General features: G+C 36.0%; 12 protein-coding genes. 4 read left to right on the forward strand and 8 right to left on the reverse strand.

Features of this window, described 5'->3' with window-relative positions; all coding sequences use genetic code 11:
- Window positions 1-3: 3 nt before the first annotated feature.
- Window positions 4-564, reverse strand: a complete 561-nt coding sequence (locus tag FF52_RS13340) for a 30S ribosomal protein S16 (protein WP_008466226.1) — start codon at window positions 562-564, stop codon at window positions 4-6.
- 189 nt (window positions 565-753) lie between these two features.
- Between FF52_RS13340 and FF52_RS13345 the strand changes: the two genes are divergently transcribed.
- Both FF52_RS13345 and FF52_RS13350 read left to right on the forward strand, forming a co-directional pair.
- A complete protein-coding gene (locus FF52_RS13345) occupies window positions 754-1248 on the forward strand; it encodes a DUF6252 family protein (protein ID WP_008466227.1) in 495 nt (164 codons plus the stop codon).
- Between the two features lie 110 nt (window positions 1249-1358).
- On the forward strand, window positions 1359-1703 hold the full coding sequence (locus FF52_RS13350) for an RNA recognition motif domain-containing protein (RefSeq protein WP_008466228.1): 345 nt from the start codon (window positions 1359-1361) through the stop codon (window positions 1701-1703).
- A 125-nt stretch (window positions 1704-1828) separates the two neighbouring features.
- Here the strand turns inward: FF52_RS13350 and leuB are convergent, their stop codons facing one another.
- The 6 genes from leuB to FF52_RS13380 all read right to left on the reverse strand — a co-directional run bounded on the left by leuB (window position 1829) and on the right by FF52_RS13380 (window position 9247).
- A complete protein-coding gene (gene leuB / locus FF52_RS13355) occupies window positions 1829-2884 on the reverse strand; it encodes a 3-isopropylmalate dehydrogenase (protein ID WP_008466229.1) in 1056 nt (351 codons plus the stop codon).
- Window positions 2885-3037: 153 nt separating this feature from the next.
- On the reverse strand, window positions 3038-4558 hold the full coding sequence (locus tag FF52_RS13360) for an alpha-isopropylmalate synthase regulatory domain-containing protein (RefSeq protein ID WP_008466231.1): 1521 nt from the start codon (window positions 4556-4558) through the stop codon (window positions 3038-3040).
- 272 nt (window positions 4559-4830) lie between these two features.
- The gene (gene leuD / locus FF52_RS13365; RefSeq protein WP_008466233.1) at window positions 4831-5427 is read right to left on the reverse strand and encodes a 3-isopropylmalate dehydratase small subunit; all 597 of its coding nucleotides are present in this window, start codon (window positions 5425-5427) and stop codon (window positions 4831-4833) included.
- 107 nt (window positions 5428-5534) lie between these two features.
- The gene (gene leuC / locus FF52_RS13370) at window positions 5535-6929 is read right to left on the reverse strand and encodes a 3-isopropylmalate dehydratase large subunit (protein WP_008466234.1); all 1395 of its coding nucleotides are present in this window, start codon (window positions 6927-6929) and stop codon (window positions 5535-5537) included.
- A gap of 516 nt (window positions 6930-7445) precedes the next feature.
- A complete protein-coding gene (locus tag FF52_RS13375) occupies window positions 7446-8366 on the reverse strand; it encodes a helix-turn-helix domain-containing protein (protein WP_008466235.1) in 921 nt (306 codons plus the stop codon).
- A 77-nt stretch (window positions 8367-8443) separates the two neighbouring features.
- Window positions 8444-9247 (reverse strand): SDR family oxidoreductase, encoded by an 804-nt coding sequence (locus FF52_RS13380; RefSeq protein WP_008466236.1) that lies wholly within the window; start codon window positions 9245-9247, stop codon window positions 8444-8446.
- Window positions 9248-9714: 467 nt separating this feature from the next.
- Here FF52_RS13380 and dnaE point away from each other — a divergent pair, with 467 nt between their 5' ends.
- Window positions 9715-14250 carry a DNA polymerase III subunit alpha gene (gene dnaE / locus FF52_RS13385; protein ID WP_008466237.1) on the forward strand — a complete coding sequence of 1512 codons (4536 nt, stop codon included), beginning with the start codon at window positions 9715-9717 and terminating at the stop codon, window positions 14248-14250.
- Between the two features lie 177 nt (window positions 14251-14427).
- The gene (locus tag FF52_RS13390; protein ID WP_008466238.1) at window positions 14428-15360 is read left to right on the forward strand and encodes an outer membrane beta-barrel protein; all 933 of its coding nucleotides are present in this window, start codon (window positions 14428-14430) and stop codon (window positions 15358-15360) included.
- Between the two features lie 112 nt (window positions 15361-15472).
- On the opposite strand, the gene FF52_RS13395 is transcribed toward FF52_RS13390, so the two are convergent.
- Window positions 15473-16468: a Gfo/Idh/MocA family protein gene (locus FF52_RS13395; protein WP_008466240.1), complete on the reverse strand. Its 996-nt coding sequence runs from the start codon at window positions 16466-16468 to the stop codon at window positions 15473-15475.
- Window positions 16469-16536: the final 68 nt, after the last annotated feature.

Genomic DNA, 16536 nt, shown 5'->3' on the forward strand with positions numbered 1-16536 from the left:
AAATTATGCTTCAGTTGTTTCGTTATTCTCTTCAGCAGCAGGAGCTTCTTCAGTAGCTTCAGCAACTTCTTCTGTAGCCTCAGCAGCTTGTGCAGCGGCAGCAGCTTCAGCTTGTGCAGCGGCAGCATCAGCAACACGTTTCGCGTTAACTTCTTGCTCAGCTTTTAAAGCTTTTGCTTTAGCATCAGCTTTTGCTTTAGATAAACCATCTTTTTTAGCATCAACTTTACCAGCTTTTGCTTCTAACCAAGCAGTTAATTTAGCATCTGCTTGCTCTTGTGTTAAAGCACCTTTACGAACTCCTCCATCAAGGTGGTGTTTCAATAAAGCACCTTTGTAAGAAAGGATAGCTCTAGCAGTATCAGTTGGTTGAGCACCATTGTGTAACCATTTAACTGCGCTGTCAAGGTTTAACTCAACAGTTGCTGGGTTAGTGTTTGGATTGTAAGTACCGATTTTCTCTAAGTATCTACCATCTCTTTTTGAGCGTGCATCTGCAGCTACTACCCAGTAAAAAGGTTTTCCTTTTTTACCGTGTCTTTGTAATCTAATTTTTACTGACATAATCTAGTGATTAAATTTTGAGGTACTCGACCTCTGTTAATTAAGGGCGCAAAGATATAATTTTTTTATGAAAAATGCGTTTTAAAAGAGATTAAATCTATTTGAATTGTTTTTTTAGCATTTTTTTGACTTTTTAATTTAAGTATTTAGCTCTTAATGCGATACTTTTGCATCAAATTCATTTTAAATATGAAAAAATACTTTTATTTTTTATCACTTTTACTTCTGCTTGTATCTTGTACCGAGGATATAAAATTTAATAATCCAGCTTTTCAGACCTTAAAAGATAATACTTTTTGGAGAGCACAAGTTTATGAGGCTGGAATCGAAACGAATGATTTTTTTGTTATTGAGGGGTCTTTGGGCTACGAGCAAATCAAACTTCAACTTTCTGAACCGTCTAAGAAAACATATGTTTTAGGTATAAATGATGATGTAAAAGCCATTTATAAGGATACTTATAAAGGACAGGAAGCAGAATTTAGCACTGGAACAGGCAAAGGAACAGGAGAAATTATCGTTACAGAATACAATACTGTTGATAACACTATTTCAGGAACGTTTAAATTTACAGCGGTTAATAGTGATCCAAATGCTGAAAAACAAACTATGCATTTTTCGGAAGGCGTTTTTTATAAAATTCCAGTGACACAGGGGCCTAACTTTGTTCCAGTCAACAATTAATTTCCTAATTTGAGCCTCATCAAATCAGAATAAAAACTTAAATAAATCCATAACATAGTAGATTAGATATAAATAAGACTACATTTGCTTCTTATTATAAATAAATATCTATGAATATTTTCGTTGGGAGCCTTCCATTCAGTATTGAGGAAGCAGATTTAAGAGAGTCTTTTGAGGCTTATGGAACAGTTGACTCTGTTAAAATTATTACTGATAAATTTACTGGAAGAAGTAAAGGCTTTGGTTTTGTTGAAATGCCAAATGATAGTGAAGCACAGAAAGCTATCGATGAATTGAACGGTGCTGTTGTTTCAGGTCGTACAATCGTTGTAAATAAATCTGAGCCAAAACCAGAGGGCGAAAGAAGAAGTTTTAATAACAACCGCAGAGGAAACGATCGTGGTGGTTACGGAAACAACCGTGGCGGAGATCGCGGAAACAGAAGAGAATATTAATGTTTTTTTTCTAAAATATAAAAGGGATCAACGAAAGTTGATCCCTTTTTTTGTTTCAAGTTTTATTTGTTTCAAGTTTCACGTTCCAACAACCTGAAACTTGAAACCTGAAACAAAATAAACTGTTATACATTCGCAGCTAACCAGTCACCAACTTCTTTAGTACCGTATGCTTTGCCTCCGTTTGCTAAATCTTCAGTAACTACTCCAGCTTCTAAAGCTTTGTTTACGGCATCTCTCATTGCTTTTCCTTCTTCCATTAATCCGAAGTTTTCGAACATCATAGCAGCAGATAAAATAGTAGCCATTGGATTTGCAATATTTAATCCTGTAGCTTGTGGGTAAGAACCGTGAATAGGTTCAAATAAAGATACTTCAGCTCCCATAGATGCAGAAGGCATTAATCCCATTGAACCAGAAATTACAGAAGCTTCGTCTGTTAAGATGTCTCCAAATAAGTTTTCAGTAATTAATACATCATAAGAGTTTGGCCATTGAACCAAACGCATTGCAACAGCGTCAACAAATTCGTAGCTCACTTCAACCTCTGGATAATCTTTTTCCATTGCCTGAACTGTTTCTCTCCACAAACGAGAAGTTTCCAAAACGTTTGCCTTATCAACGCAGCATAATTTTTTAGAACGTGTCATGGCCAATTCGAAACCTTTTTTAGCTAAACGCTGAACCTCTGCTCTTGTGTAAACACAGTTGTCATAAGCTGTATCTCCATTATCTTTTCTTCCTTTTTCACCAAAGTAAATTCCGCCAGTTAATTCTCTTAAGAAAACTAAATCAGTTCCTTCAATTCTTTCTCTTTTTAGTGGCGATTTGTCTAATAAAGATGGGAATGTAAAAGTTGGTCTTACGTTTGCGAACAAACCTAATGCTTTACGCATTTTTAATAAACCTTGCTCTGGACGTACTGGCGCAGAAGGATCGTTATCGTATTTTGGGTGTCCGATTGCTCCGAAAAGAACCGCATCAGCATTTTTACAAATTTCGTGAGTTGCATCTGGATAAGGTTCTCCTACGGCATCAATTGCTGCAGCTCCAGTTAAAGCAGGTTTCCAAGTGATTTCATGTCCAAATTTTTTCGCAACAGCATCAGATACTTTTACAGCTTCATTGATTACTTCTGGTCCGATTCCGTCTCCGGCTAAAAGGGCTATGTTTAATTTCATTCTATATTTTTTAAAAGGTTCTAAGGTTCTGAGTTGCTAAGATTCTAAGTTTTTATTCTTATTACTTAGTTTTGTTTTTAAGATTCTGAGTTGCGAAGATTCTGAGTTCAAAGAAGAAAAACTTAGTGGCTTAGAATCTTAGCAACTTAGAACCTATGTAATTATATTCAACATTTTCTGCGTTGCAATAATCGCTGCAACAGTTTGGTCAGAGTCTAATCCGCGGGTTTTGAATTCTTTTCCGTTGTTGACCCATGTAATAATGGTTTCGCACAACGCATCAGAACTACTTCCTGGCGGGATTCTCACGGCATAATCGATCAATTTCGGAAGCGTAAGTTTTTTGCTTTTATAAATCTTCGATAAAGCATTCATAAAAGCATCGAACTGACCGTCTCCTTGGGCGTTTTCTTCGATTATTTCTCCGTTTAAATTTAAAGATAAAGTCGTCGATGGGCGCATTCCTTTAGAATGAACCAGCATGTAGGAGTTTATCGTAATTTTTTCTTCGTAAGTATGACTATCCAAAACATCTGAAATAATGTATGGAAGATCTTCTTTTGTTACGGTTTCTTTTTTGTCGCCCAATTCAATAATTCTTTGGGTAACCAATTTCAAATCTTCATTGTTTAATTTTAGGCCTAATTCCTGAAGATTTTTCTCGATATTGGCTTTTCCAGAAGTTTTTCCGAGAGCATATTTACGTTTTCTTCCAAAACGTTCTGGAAGAAGATCATTAAAATAAAGATTGTTTTTATTATCTCCATCAGCGTGAATTCCAGCTGTTTGCGTAAAGACGTTGTCGCCAACAATTGGTTTATTTGCAGGGATTCTGTAGCCTGTAAAAGTTTCTACCAATTTACTCACAGAATACAAAGAAGTTTCTTTTACGTTGATGTTTACTTGTGGCAAATAATCGTTAATAACAGCAACAGTGCTTTCAAGAGGTGCATTTCCAGCGCGTTCTCCCATTCCGTTTACCGTTACGTGAAGTCCGTTGATTCCTGCTTTTATTGCTTCCATAACGTTGGCAACACTTAAATCGTAATCGTTATGTGCATGGAAATCAAAATGAATGTTTGGATATTTCGCTCTGATTTTTGAAATAAATTCAAAAGTTAAAGATGGAATTAAAACTCCTAAAGTATCAGGAAGTAAAACTCTTTTAATTGGCTGAGTTGTTAAGAAATCCAAGAATTGAAAAACATAGTCTGGCGAATTTCTCATTCCGTTGCTCCAGTCTTCCAGATAAACATTAGTTTCAATATTGTTTTTTTTTGCTAAAGAAATGATTTGGGCGATTTCAGAGAAATGCTGTTCTGGAGTTTTTTTCAATTGATGCGTTAAGTGATTCATTGAACCTTTGGTCAATAAATTCTGCACTTTGGCGCCGGCTTTTTTCATCCAGTCAATTGAAACGCCTCCATCAACAAATGTTAGAACTTCAATTCTGTTACTATATCCTTTCTCTTCAGCCCATGAAGTAATGCCTTTTACAGCCTGAAATTCTCCTTCGCTCACGCGTGCAGAAGCAATTTCTATTCTATCAATATTTAATTCCTCCAGCAACAATTGCGCAATGGTCAGTTTTTCTGCAGCAGAAAATGATACTCCGGAGGTTTGTTCACCATCACGAAGCGTCGTATCCATTATTTCAATTTTTCTTTTTTCCATATTGATATTCTAATTTCTAACGGGTTGGATATTTTAATATCCGATTTTAATTGTGACGCTGATTTTACGGATTCGCTTTCGCGAAGACGCTGAAAAAAAACGGATTTTATTTTTTTAGTTAAAACAAAAATTCGTGTCAATCTGCTGCCGATAGCTATCGGGATTGCGATAGCAAATCTGTTTCATCCGCGTTTTATATTTTCTAATTTAATTTAGAAAGACCCGAGAGGTTTTGAAGCCTGTCGGGTCTAATAGAGTGAATGATATTTCTATTAGTAAGGAAGTTTATCGGCGAAAGCTTTAATGTCTTCCTTCATGTTTTGTAAATAATCAATATCGTCAAAACCATTAATAAGATTGTTCTTTTTGTAACCATTAATAGCAAAAGACTCTTGCTCACCAGTTGACAATAAAGTAATCGTTTGGTTTGGAAGATTGATTTCTAATTCTGTTTTTGGATCAGCTTCGATAGCTTTGAGAATGTTTTCCAAAAACTCAGGGCTAATTTGAACTGGCAGTACACCAATATTCAAACAGTTTCCTTTGAAGATGTCAGCAAAGAAGCTAGAAACTACAGCACGGAATCCGTAATCGTAAACCGCCCACGCAGCGTGCTCTCTAGAAGATCCAGAACCGAAATTTTTTCCTCCTACAAGAATTTTCCCGCTGTAAGTTGGATTGTTTAAAACGAAATCTGCTTTTGGAGTATCATCTCCGTTGTATCTCCAGTCTCTAAAAAGATTGTCTCCAAAGCCTTCACGTTTTGTAGCTTTTAAGAAACGAGCTGGAATGATTTGATCTGTATCTACGTTCTCAATTGGCAGTGGCACTGCACTGCTAGTAAGTATATTAAATTTATCGTATGCCATTTTAATTTTAGATTTTGGATTTTAGATTTTAGATTTTAGATTTCTTAAAATGAGAATCTATAATAAATCTAAAAGCAATTTTATTGAATTTTTGAAATTGTCATTGACTAGAACAGTTCTCTTGGATCTGTCAATTTTCCTGTAACAGCAGCTGCAGCAGCCATAATTGGACTTGCAAGAAGTGTTCTTGAACCAGGGCCTTGACGACCTTCAAAGTTTCTGTTTGAAGTACTTACTGCATATTTTCCAGCAGGAACTTTATCATCGTTCATTGCTAAACAAGCGGAACAACCCGGCTGACGTAATACGAAACCAGCCTCTGTCAAAATATCTAAAATTCCTTCTTCCTTAATCTGCGCTTCTACAACGTGAGAACCTGGAACTAACCAAGCTGTAACATTATCTGCTTTTTTTCTTCCTTTTACAATTTCAGCAAAAGCTCTAAAATCTTCAATACGTCCGTTTGTACAGCTTCCTAAGAAAACATAATCGATTTGTTTTCCAATCATAACGTCGTCTTCGTTGAAGCCCATGTAAGCTAAAGATTTTTTGTAAGTTTCCTCACCGCCTTCAACTTCTTTTGCACTTGGGATATGTTTTGTGATGCCAATTCCCATTCCAGGGTTTGTACCATAAGTAATCATTGGTTCGATGTCTTCCGCTTTGATATTTAATTCGGCATCAAATACAGCATCTGGATCTGTTTTTAAAGTTTTCCAGTATTCAACAGCTTTTGTCCAAGCTTCTCCTTTTGGAGCGTAAAGTCTTCCTTCAAGGAAATCGAAAGTTGTTTGGTCAGGAGCAATCATTCCTCCACGAGCACCCATTTCGATACTTAAGTTACAAACTGTCATACGGCCTTCCATAGTCATGTTTTCGAAAACATCACCAGCGTACTCCACAAAATAACCTGTTCCTCCAGAAGTAGTTAATTTAGAGATGATATAAAGCGCAACGTCTTTTGGTCCAACACCTTTACTAAGTTGTCCGTTTACGTTAATACGCATTTTCTTTGGTTTAGGCTGCATAATACATTGAGTAGAAAGCACCATTTCAACCTCAGATGTTCCGATACCGAAAGCGATAGCTCCAAAAGCACCGTGAGTAGACGTATGCGAATCTCCACATACAATAGTAGCACCTGGCAAAGTAATTCCGTTTTCAGGACCCACTACGTGTACAATTCCATTTTTTTGGTGGCCTAATCCCCAGTGCGAAATTCCGTATTCAGCGGCATTGTCTTCAAGAGCTTTAAGCTGGTTTGCAGAAAGCGGATCCTGAACTGGTAAATGTTGGTTTATGGTTGGTGTATTGTGGTCGGCAGTTGCAAAAGTACGTTCTGGGTATAATACATTAACGCCTCTTGATTTTAATCCTAAAAAAGCAACAGGACTCGTAACTTCATGAATGAAATGGCGGTCAATAAAAAACACATCTGGCCCATCTTCAATTTTACGCACAACATGTGAATCCCATACTTTGTCAAATAATGTCTTACTCATTTTTTATTTTTTTAAATTGTAATTTCTATAACCACAGCAATTTCCTGTTCATTATAATAGCAAAACAAAAGTAAAAAAAGATAAAAAAGCGTCAATTTCGATATTTCATTATATACGATACCCAAACTAATTTACAAATTGCCAAATGGCTTTTGCAACTAAAATTTGACAGAAAAATGATAAAGAAACTGATTTAGATTTTCTTTTTCGGCTTTAATTTTTCTTGTTTATTTTATGTTTTAATAGTTTGCAAATTTATCTCAAAATCAATATAAAATATAAGAATTTGATTGAAAAAATCTAACAAATTACATAAAAATAGTAATAATTGTTAGTTTTAAAAATTTTGCTTAAAGAGCGCTTTTTGAGTTTTTTAAAGCTTTTAAAAGAGTTTTTTTGACATTATTTAGATTCAATAAAACATCAAAAACTACGACATCCAAGAAGTGTATTTTTATGAAATTTTATGTTTTTTTGAAGCAAAAACTGATTTTTTTAAAGTAGTATTTCTGAAAGTTAATTCAGTGAATTTTTAAATTCTAATGGAGTAAGACTGGTTTTCTTTTTGAATAATTTGCTGAACGATTGCGGATATTCAAAACCTAATTGATAGGCAATTTCTGCTACAGAAAGATTTGTCGTAATCAGAAAATCTTTTGATTTTTCAATTAATTTCGAATGAATATGTTGTTGTGCGTTTAAACCAGTCAAATTGCGAAGCATGTCGCTTAAATAATGGCTTGAAACATTAACTTGTGAAGCTAGAAATTCTACTGTTGGCAATCCTTTTTTCAAGGTTTCTGCGTTGCTGATGTAGTTGTCCAGAGTCTCTTCAACTTTTAATAATAAATCGTGACTGATAGTTTTTCTGGTAATGAATTGGCGTTTGTAAAAACGATTGCTGTAATTTAGCAAAACATCAATATAAGAAACAATTACATCCTGACTCATTTCATCTATTGTGGTATTGAGTTCGTTGTCGATACTTTGTAATAATCCGATAATGGTTGTTTTTTCACTGTCAGAAAGATGCAGTGCTTCATTGGTGTCATAAGAAAAGAAACCATATTTTTTGATGCTTTTCCCCAAAGGATAATTCCGAATAAAATCGGGATGAAATAAAAGTGTATAGCCGCCGTATTCTGCGCCTTCTTCATTTTCAGTAAAAATTAACTGATTGGGAGAAGCAAACATGAGTCCGCCTTCATTAAAATCATAATAGCCTTGACCGTAGCCCATTTTTCCGTTGGTAGAAAACTTGTAGGATATCTTGTAAAAATCGAGCAAAAAGGCGTGATTCGCTAAATTTTCATTTATGACCAATTGTGTGTTATCTACCAAACTCACCATCGGATGAAGCGGCTTTGGAAGTTGAAATAGATCATGAAACTGCGATATAGAAGAGATTTTTGCTGGATTATGAGTTTTCTTTTCCATGATATAAAGGTATGAAAATTTAAAAGACTAATACCGTTCGGCTTCTTGAAACCTGAACGGTATTAGTTTGAAATGAATTATTCTCCAAAAAATTGTTTGCCAAATTCAGAACGAAAAACTTCGTCTCCAACTTCTAGTCTTTGTTTGTAAAATGCTTTTGCATCTTCGCCGGCAACATATCTTAATTGATTTTTTCCGTCAGTTGCAGCTTCGTAAACAACATCGGCAATTTGTTCTGGAGTTGATGCCATTTCAAACATGGTGTCAACACTAGCAAACATTTTATCTACCATTGTCTGATATTCAGGTTTGGCACCAGTATCTAATGAACCATGAAGAAATTCAGTTTTGATACCGCCAGGAGAAACCGTTTTAATATGTATTCCAAACGGATTCAATTCATAAGCCATACTTTCGCTCCAGCCTTCTAATCCCCATTTTGTTGCATGATAAATTGATCCTAAAGGAAAAGCAATCAATCCGCCAATAGAAGTTGTAGAGATAAACAAACCGCTTTTTCTTTCTCTGAAATACGGTATAAAAGCATTTGTAACGCGAATTACTCCCAATAAATTAGTGTTTAGCTGTTTTGTAATTTGATCATCCGTAAGGCTTTCCAAAGGGCCTATTAATCCATAACCAGCATTGTTAAAAACAATATCTATATCGCTAATTTCTAGAGCTTTTTGAACTGTATTTTGAATTTGATCAAAATTGGTAACGTCTAAAGGTAAAAGCGTTACGTTTGGTAATTGAGAAAGTTCTTTTTCTTTTTCAGGAGTTCTCATGGTTGCGATTACGTTCCATCCTTTTTCGTGGAATAATTTTGCTGTTGCTTTTCCTAAACCTGATGATGCGCCTGTGATAAAAATTGTTTTCATGATTATTATTTTTAATTGTTATAATTTGATGAAGCAAAGTTCACGATACACTGTAGTTTAAAAGTGTTCATTTTGGAGTAATGAGTATCCAAAATGGATAATCGAACTTTTTTGGATTAAAAAGCTTTGAGTTTAATTATTTTAAACACATAGAGACATAGTTTTTCTTTGTATAAAAAGGCGTTATACTTATTTTAAATACACATAGCTATATGTGAAAATCTAGATTTTCTAAAATCTCTTTTTACAAAACTAAAATCTATGTTTCTATGTGTTTATTTATTTACGAGCGTATTTAAATTAACGTTTTTGTTAACAACTTTCACTTCTTTATTTCTGTAAAAAAAGCGTAAATTTGAATTCCTCCTATTTTTCATTTCACATTTTGTTATATTTCATGTTATCAATGGTTTGCAATGTTTGTGATTTGGAATTTGGAGTTCTAAAATTTGACTTTTTACAACTCTATGTATTTAATATTCGATACCGAAACAACCGGATTACCAAAACGCTGGGACGCCCCAATTACCGATTCTGACAACTGGCCTCGCTGTATACAAATCGCGTGGCAGCTTCATGATGAAATGGGACAGCTTGTTGAACATCAGGATTATTTGGTAAAACCAGAAGGATTTAACATTCCGTATGATGCTGAACGTATCCACGGAATCTCGACTGAATTGGCTGAAGCCGATGGAATCACTTTGGCCGAAGTTTTAGAGAAATTCAATATTGCTTTAAGTAAAACCAAATTCATTGTTGGACAGAATTTAGGTTTCGACGTGAATATTATGGGTGCAGAATTCCATAGAATGGGAGTAGATTCTACTATGGCTTCAATCCCTGTTTTGGATACTTGTACCGAAGTTACAGCTTCATTGTTACAGCTTCCGGGAGGTCGTGGAGGAAAATTCAAACTTCCAACTTTGACCGAATTGCATGAATATTTATTCAATGTTCCTTTCGCGGAAGCGCACAACGCAACTGCCGACGTTGAGGCAACTACGCGTTGTTTCTTAGAATTGGTTAGAAGAGAAGTTTTTACTAAAGAAGAGCTTGACGTTCCGAAAGAATATTTCAAAGATTTTCAGGAAAGAAATCCAGAGCCATTTAAGCTTATTGGTTTAAAACACATCAATTTAAAAGCGGCTTCTGATAAAATCAGGGAACAGCTTAAAGCTTTAGCTGGAGAAGGGCAGCAAAATGTTGTTTCAGAAGAAGACAAAGCCGATTTTAAAGCTGCAAAATTTGCGCATTTACATAACCATACACAGTTTTCGGTACTTCAATCGACTATAGGAATAGGTAATATTGTGGCTGCTACCGCTAAAAATGGAATGCCGGCTGTTGCTATGACCGATACTGGAAATATGATGGGAGCTTTCCACTTTGTGAGTGCTGTCATGAACCACAACAAAGGCGCTTCCGCAAAAAACAAAGCTTTGGTTGAAGCGGGAGAAGAACCGACGGAAACCGAAATTAAACCAATAGTTGGCTGCGAATTTAATATTTGCGACAACCATTTAGATAAAAGTAAAAAAGACAATGGTTACCAAGTTGTCTTATTGGCTAAAAATAAAGCCGGATATCACAATTTGGCGAAAATGGCTTCGATTGCCTATACAGATGGTTTTTATTATGTTCCGAGAATAGATCGCACGATTGTAGAACAATACAAAGGTGATATCATGGTTTTGTCTGGGAATTTGTATGGAGAAATTCCGAGTAAAATCCTGAACATCGGTGAAAACCAAGCTGAAGAAGCTTTGATTTGGTGGAAAGAACAATTTGGAGACGATTTCTACTTGGAAGTGATGCGACACAATCAGGAAGATGAAAATCGTGTCAACAAAACCCTAATTGAGTTTTCAAAAAAACACAATGTAAAATTAATTGCGACAAATAATACGTATTATTTAAATAAAGAAGATGCCAATGCTCACGATATTTTACTTTGTGTAAAAGACGGTGAAAAACAGGCAACGCCAATAGGAAGAGGACGTGGTTACCGCTACGGACTTCCAAATCAGGAATATTATTTCAAGTCGGAAGAAGAGATGAAAAAGCTCTTTGCCGATTTGCCAGAAGCCATTATCAATATTCAGGAAATTGTAGATAAAGTAGAAGGATATTCGCTTTATCGAGATGTCTTGCTTCCTAAATTTGAGATTCCACAGGAATTTGTTGATCCTGAAGATGAAAAAGACAATGGCGTTCGTGGGGAAAATGCTTATTTGCGACATCTTACCATGGAAGGAGCAAAAAGACGTTATGGCGAAATCACAGAATCGATTCAGGAACGTCTGGATTTTGAATTGATGACAATTTCGAACTCAGGATATCCCGGTTATTTCTTGATTGTCCAGGATTTCATCGCTGAGGCAAGAAAAATGGACGTTTCGGTAGGGCCTGGACGTGGTTCTGCAGCGGGTTCTGCCGTTGCATACTGTCTCGGAATTACCAATATCGACCCGATTAAATACGATTTGCTTTTTGAGCGTTTCCTAAATCCTGACCGTGTATCGATGCCCGATATTGATATTGACTTTGATGACGAGGGTCGTGGACGTGTAATGGAATACGTAATCAACAAATACGGTCAAAAACAGGTAGCTCAGATTATCACATATGGTAAAATGGCGACCAAATCGGCAATTCGTGATACAGCTCGTGTACTGGATTTGCCATTATTTGAAGCCGATAGAATCGCAAAATTGATTCCGGGAATGATGCCGTCAAAATGGAATTTGGCGCGTTTTATTTCCGAGAGTGAAGAGGAGGTTAAAAAAGCCCTTCGTTCGGACGAATTTGACAATGTAAAAGAATTAATTGCCATTGCAAATGAAGATGATTTGGCAGGAGAAACCATTCAGCAGGCAAAAATCTTGGAAGGATCTATGCGTAACACGGGAATTCATGCCTGCGGGGTAATTATTACACCATCAGATATTACGAATTATGTTCCCGTAACAACCGCAAAAGATTCCGATTTATATGTAACGCAGTTTGACAACTCGGTTGCAGAAAGTGCCGGATTGCTGAAAATGGACTTCTTGGGTCTGAAGACCCTTACGCTGATAAAAGATACCGTAAAACTGGTAAAATATAGAACGGGAATTGAATTGAATCCAGATACTTTCCCAATCGATGATGAAGAAACGTATGCGCTTTTCCAAAGAGGTGAAACTGTTGGAATCTTCCAATACGAGTCACCCGGGATGCAGAAATACATGAAAGACCTGAAGCCAACAGTTTTTGGAGATTTAATTGCCATGAACGCCTTATATCGTCCAGGGCCTTTGGAGTATATTCCGTCTTTCGTTCGGAGAAAAAATGGCGACGAAGAAATCAAATACGACTTAGATGCCTGTGCGGAATATTTGTCTGAAACGTACGGAATTACCGTTTACCAAGAGCAGGTAATGCTTTTGTCTCAGTCTTTGGCAGGATTTACAAAGGGTGAGGCCGACGTCTTGCGTAAAGCGATGGGTAAAAAGCAAAAAGACGTACTAGACAAAATGAAGCCGAAGTTTGTTGAACAAGCTGCAGCAAAAGGCCACGATGCTAAAATTTTGGAGAAAATCTGGAAAGACTGGGAAGCCTTTGCGAGTTACGCCTTCAATAAATCGCACTCGACTTGTTATGCTTGGATTGCATATCAAACGGCTTATTTGAAAGCGCATTATCCTGCCGAATATATGGCAGCGGTACTTTCCAATAACATGAACGATATCAAACAGGTTTCGTTCTTTATGGAGGAATGTAAACGTATGGGATTGCAGGTTTTAGGGCCGTGCGTAAATGAGTCGTACTATAAATTTACAGTAAATGATGATTATGCGGTTCGTTTCGGAATGGGCGCTATTAAAGGCGTGGGAGCAGGAGCTGTAGAAACGATCGTAGAAAACAGAAAAGATGGGAGATATAAATCGATTTTTGATTTAGCGAAGCGAATTGACCTTCGCGCAGCTAACAAAAAAGCGATTGAGAACTTAGCATTGGCTGGAGGTTTTGATTCATTTGAAGGAACTACCAGAGCGCAGTATTTCCATGATGATGGTGACGGAATAACTTTCTACGAAAAAGCAATGCGCTACGGATCTAAGTTTCAGGAAAATGAAAACTCTTCACAAGTAAGTTTGTTTGGCGAAACCAGCGAAGTGCAAATCGCAGAGCCTGTTGTGCCACCTTGCGAAGACTGGAGTACAATGGAAAAACTGGCAAAAGAAAAAGAAGTTGTCGGAATCTATATTTCTGGACATCCGCTTGATGATTTTAGATTCGAAATGAAATATTTCTGTAATGCCCGTTTAGAAGCATTAAAAAGCATGAACGAGTATGTGGGGAAAAATCTAATGTTTGCTGGAATTATTAATAACGTCCAACATCGTGTGGCTAAAAACGGAAAAGGTTGGGCGGCTTTCAACTTAGAAGGTTATGATGAGAGTTATGAGTTTAAGATTTTTGGAGAAGAATATTTGAAATTCCGCCATTTCTTAATTCAGAACAATTTTGCTTTTATAAAAATATTGATTAAAGATGGATGGGTAAATCACGATACTGGTAAAAAATCGGATCCTAGAATGCAGTTTGTGGAGATTCGCCAATTGCAGGATATTTTGGAAGCTTTCGCTAAAAAGTTAATTGTTTTATTGAATATTAAAGATCTGCATCCGGAGTTTATTCATAAATTAAGTCATTTGTTTGCTGAAAATAAAGGAGAGAATTCAGTAACTTTTGAAATTATGGAATTAGAAAAAATAAAGCGTCTAGTTGAGATAGAAACGCCAACCGATTTTGAAGCCGATGATGCCGTTTTTGAAGATGAGAATGAAAATGAAGATGCGGCACTCGAAAGTACAAAAGTGCAAGAGGTAAATGAAGTTGAAGAAATAAAAGTAGTAACCAAATTAACGATGCCTAGCCGCCGTGTGAAGGTTAGAATCTCAACTGAATTATTGCAAGAATTGGAGAAAATGCAGATTAATTTTAAATTGAACTAAAAAATTAACAGTTAAAATTTAAAAAGATGGTAGTTTTTTGTGTTAAAAATATGCATGCATAATACTTTTTTAGTAATATTGCGCCAAATTACAACGTTTTCGTTCCAAGTCTAACTTTACAAACTGTACGAATGTGTTAAAATATTCTATGTTTGTACTAATCAATAAATCAAAATTATGAAAAAGAACCTATTTTTATTAGGATTATTAGTTTGCTCAATGGCGACAGTGGCGCAGACAGAAAAAGCAGAAAAACCAGAAAGCTGGTATTTTAAATTAGGAGGATCATATTTTATTCAAACGGCTGCAACAGAATTTCCAACTGTTTCAGGAGCCTTGCCTAATACAGATGTTTATGCAGCAGACGGTACGACTTTAATCTCTAGAGAAACAAATCATGGTTCTTTTGGTGAAGGTTTTCGTAGCGGTTTAACTGCAGGATATCGTTTTACTCCACGTTTAGGAGTAGAGGTAGGTTTTAATTATTTTAGCAGTGCCAGTAAAACTATGGTTGAAACAACAAATAGATTAGTAGCTGCAGGACCAACTTTTGCAACAGGTAAAGCAGAAGGAAAAATTAGAGCTTTTGATGTAGCTCCTGCATTGGTTTTGTTCTTGGGTCAAACACATGGATTTGAGCCTTATACAAAAGTAGGGGTTATTGTTCCAATTCATGGAGATTTAACAATTGAAACAAACAGAACATATACTAATCCAGCTGGAGTAGTTAACAGTTATACTAAAGATGTGGTAAAGCCTAATCCTACAGTTGGATTTATGGCAGCATTAGGGACATCTTATAAATTAGGCAGCCATATTTCGATTTTTGCTGAATTAGAGTACCGCAATTTTACAGTTCATGGGAAAACTAAAGAAACAGAAGTGTATACTGAAAATGGTGTAGATAAATTAAATACTCCAACATCTTTCCGTCCTGACGCATCTTATTCTGCAAGTCATACAAAATATGTAGAGCAAATTAACACTACTTCGAATAGTAAAGTTACGAATGCAGCAGGTTTTGATAATACAAAAGCAACAGACGATATTAGTTCTTACGTTGGTATCTCAGGTCTTGGATTGACTTTTGGACTTAAATACAGCCTATAATTTTTCCAATTTTTTTATAGTTTATAGTTTACAAAAAGAGGATATTCGAAAGAATATCCTCTTTTTTATGCTCATTTTTTGTCATTTCGATTTCTATGACAAACAGTGCGAACTATTTCGAATTCTCTCTAAACTCCTTCAAAACCTGATCAATAACCCAAGTGGTTCTTGCGCCAGAAGTTCCTTTAGATGGAGAAGCGCCTTCATTCCCTAATAATTCAGCAATAACAGTTTCAATAAATGGCTGCTGAATGTGAAGCGGGTTTTCTATAGTGAGACTTTCTTTTTCTCCATTTGCATATTGAATATGAAGCGGATCGTTTCCGAAAGTAGAGAATGAAATTTTCCCTTTGTCACCCACAATTTCAGTATTGTCGTAACGTTCAAAACTCGCAAAATTCCAAATGCCAGATCCGTGAACTCCATTTTCAAATAAAAATGACATCGAAACCGCATCTTCGGCAGGATAAGCCAGTAACTGAGAAGTCGCATGTCCGCGAACTGATTTTATCGGACCTAAAACAAAATCAAGAAAATCTAAAGTATGACAAGCCAAATCAACAAAGATTCCGCCACCAGAAATATGTGGTAAAACGGTCCACGGGAGATTGATTTCGTCATCATAACGTGCTTCAAAAGGATGGTACAAAACACAGTTTACGTGTCTAATAGTTCCTAATTTTCCCTGATCAATAATTTCTTTTATTTTTAAAAAACGTGGTAAAGCTCTTCTGTAATAAGCAACAAATAAGGGAACATTATGTTCTTTGCAGGCATTGATCATTTCGTTGCATTCTTCAAAAGTCAGAGCCATTGGTTTTTCTACATAAACGGGTTTGCCAGCTTTTGCACATAAAAGGGTATATTCTTTATGAGAAGAAGGAGGAGTGGCAATATAAACGGCATCAACTTCTGGATCATTTATTAAATCTTCAGCGTTAGAATACCATTTAGGAACGTTATGACGTTTTGCGTAATCTTCAGCAAGAGCCGCATCTCTTCGCATTACTGCAACTAAAGCTGAATTTGGAGCTTTCTGAAAAGCAGGTCCGCTTTTTACTTCGGTCACATTCCCGCAGCCAATAATTCCCCATTTTATAATTTCCATTGTGTAAGTTTTAAGTTTTTCAAATTTAAGAGAAATGGATTGTTTAAAAAAGGTCTGCCACGAATTCA

The organism is Flavobacterium sp. F52, from assembly GCF_000278705.1.
In the GTDB taxonomy this organism is placed as follows: domain Bacteria; phylum Bacteroidota; class Bacteroidia; order Flavobacteriales; family Flavobacteriaceae; genus Flavobacterium; species Flavobacterium anhuiense.

What these genes read in the sequence shown, in the direction of transcription:
- FF52_RS13340 (WP_008466226.1), bottom strand. Translation starts at nt 564, where the DNA reads ATGTCAGTAAAAATTAGATTACAAAGACACGGTAAAAAAGGAAAACCT.
- FF52_RS13345 (WP_008466227.1), top strand. Translation starts at nt 754, where the DNA reads ATGAAAAAATACTTTTATTTTTTATCACTTTTACTTCTGCTTGTATCT.
- FF52_RS13350 (WP_008466228.1), top strand. Translation starts at nt 1,359, where the DNA reads ATGAATATTTTCGTTGGGAGCCTTCCATTCAGTATTGAGGAAGCAGAT.
- leuB (WP_008466229.1), bottom strand. Translation starts at nt 2,884, where the DNA reads ATGAAATTAAACATAGCCCTTTTAGCCGGAGACGGAATCGGACCAGAA.
- FF52_RS13360 (WP_008466231.1), bottom strand. Translation starts at nt 4,558, where the DNA reads ATGGAAAAAAGAAAAATTGAAATAATGGATACGACGCTTCGTGATGGT.
- leuD (WP_008466233.1), bottom strand. Translation starts at nt 5,427, where the DNA reads ATGGCATACGATAAATTTAATATACTTACTAGCAGTGCAGTGCCACTG.
- leuC (WP_008466234.1), bottom strand. Translation starts at nt 6,929, where the DNA reads ATGAGTAAGACATTATTTGACAAAGTATGGGATTCACATGTTGTGCGT.
- FF52_RS13375 (WP_008466235.1), bottom strand. Translation starts at nt 8,366, where the DNA reads ATGGAAAAGAAAACTCATAATCCAGCAAAAATCTCTTCTATATCGCAG.
- FF52_RS13380 (WP_008466236.1), bottom strand. Translation starts at nt 9,247, where the DNA reads ATGAAAACAATTTTTATCACAGGCGCATCATCAGGTTTAGGAAAAGCA.
- dnaE (WP_008466237.1), top strand. Translation starts at nt 9,715, where the DNA reads ATGTATTTAATATTCGATACCGAAACAACCGGATTACCAAAACGCTGG.
- FF52_RS13390 (WP_008466238.1), top strand. Translation starts at nt 14,428, where the DNA reads ATGAAAAAGAACCTATTTTTATTAGGATTATTAGTTTGCTCAATGGCG.
- FF52_RS13395 (WP_008466240.1), bottom strand. Translation starts at nt 16,468, where the DNA reads ATGGAAATTATAAAATGGGGAATTATTGGCTGCGGGAATGTGACCGAA.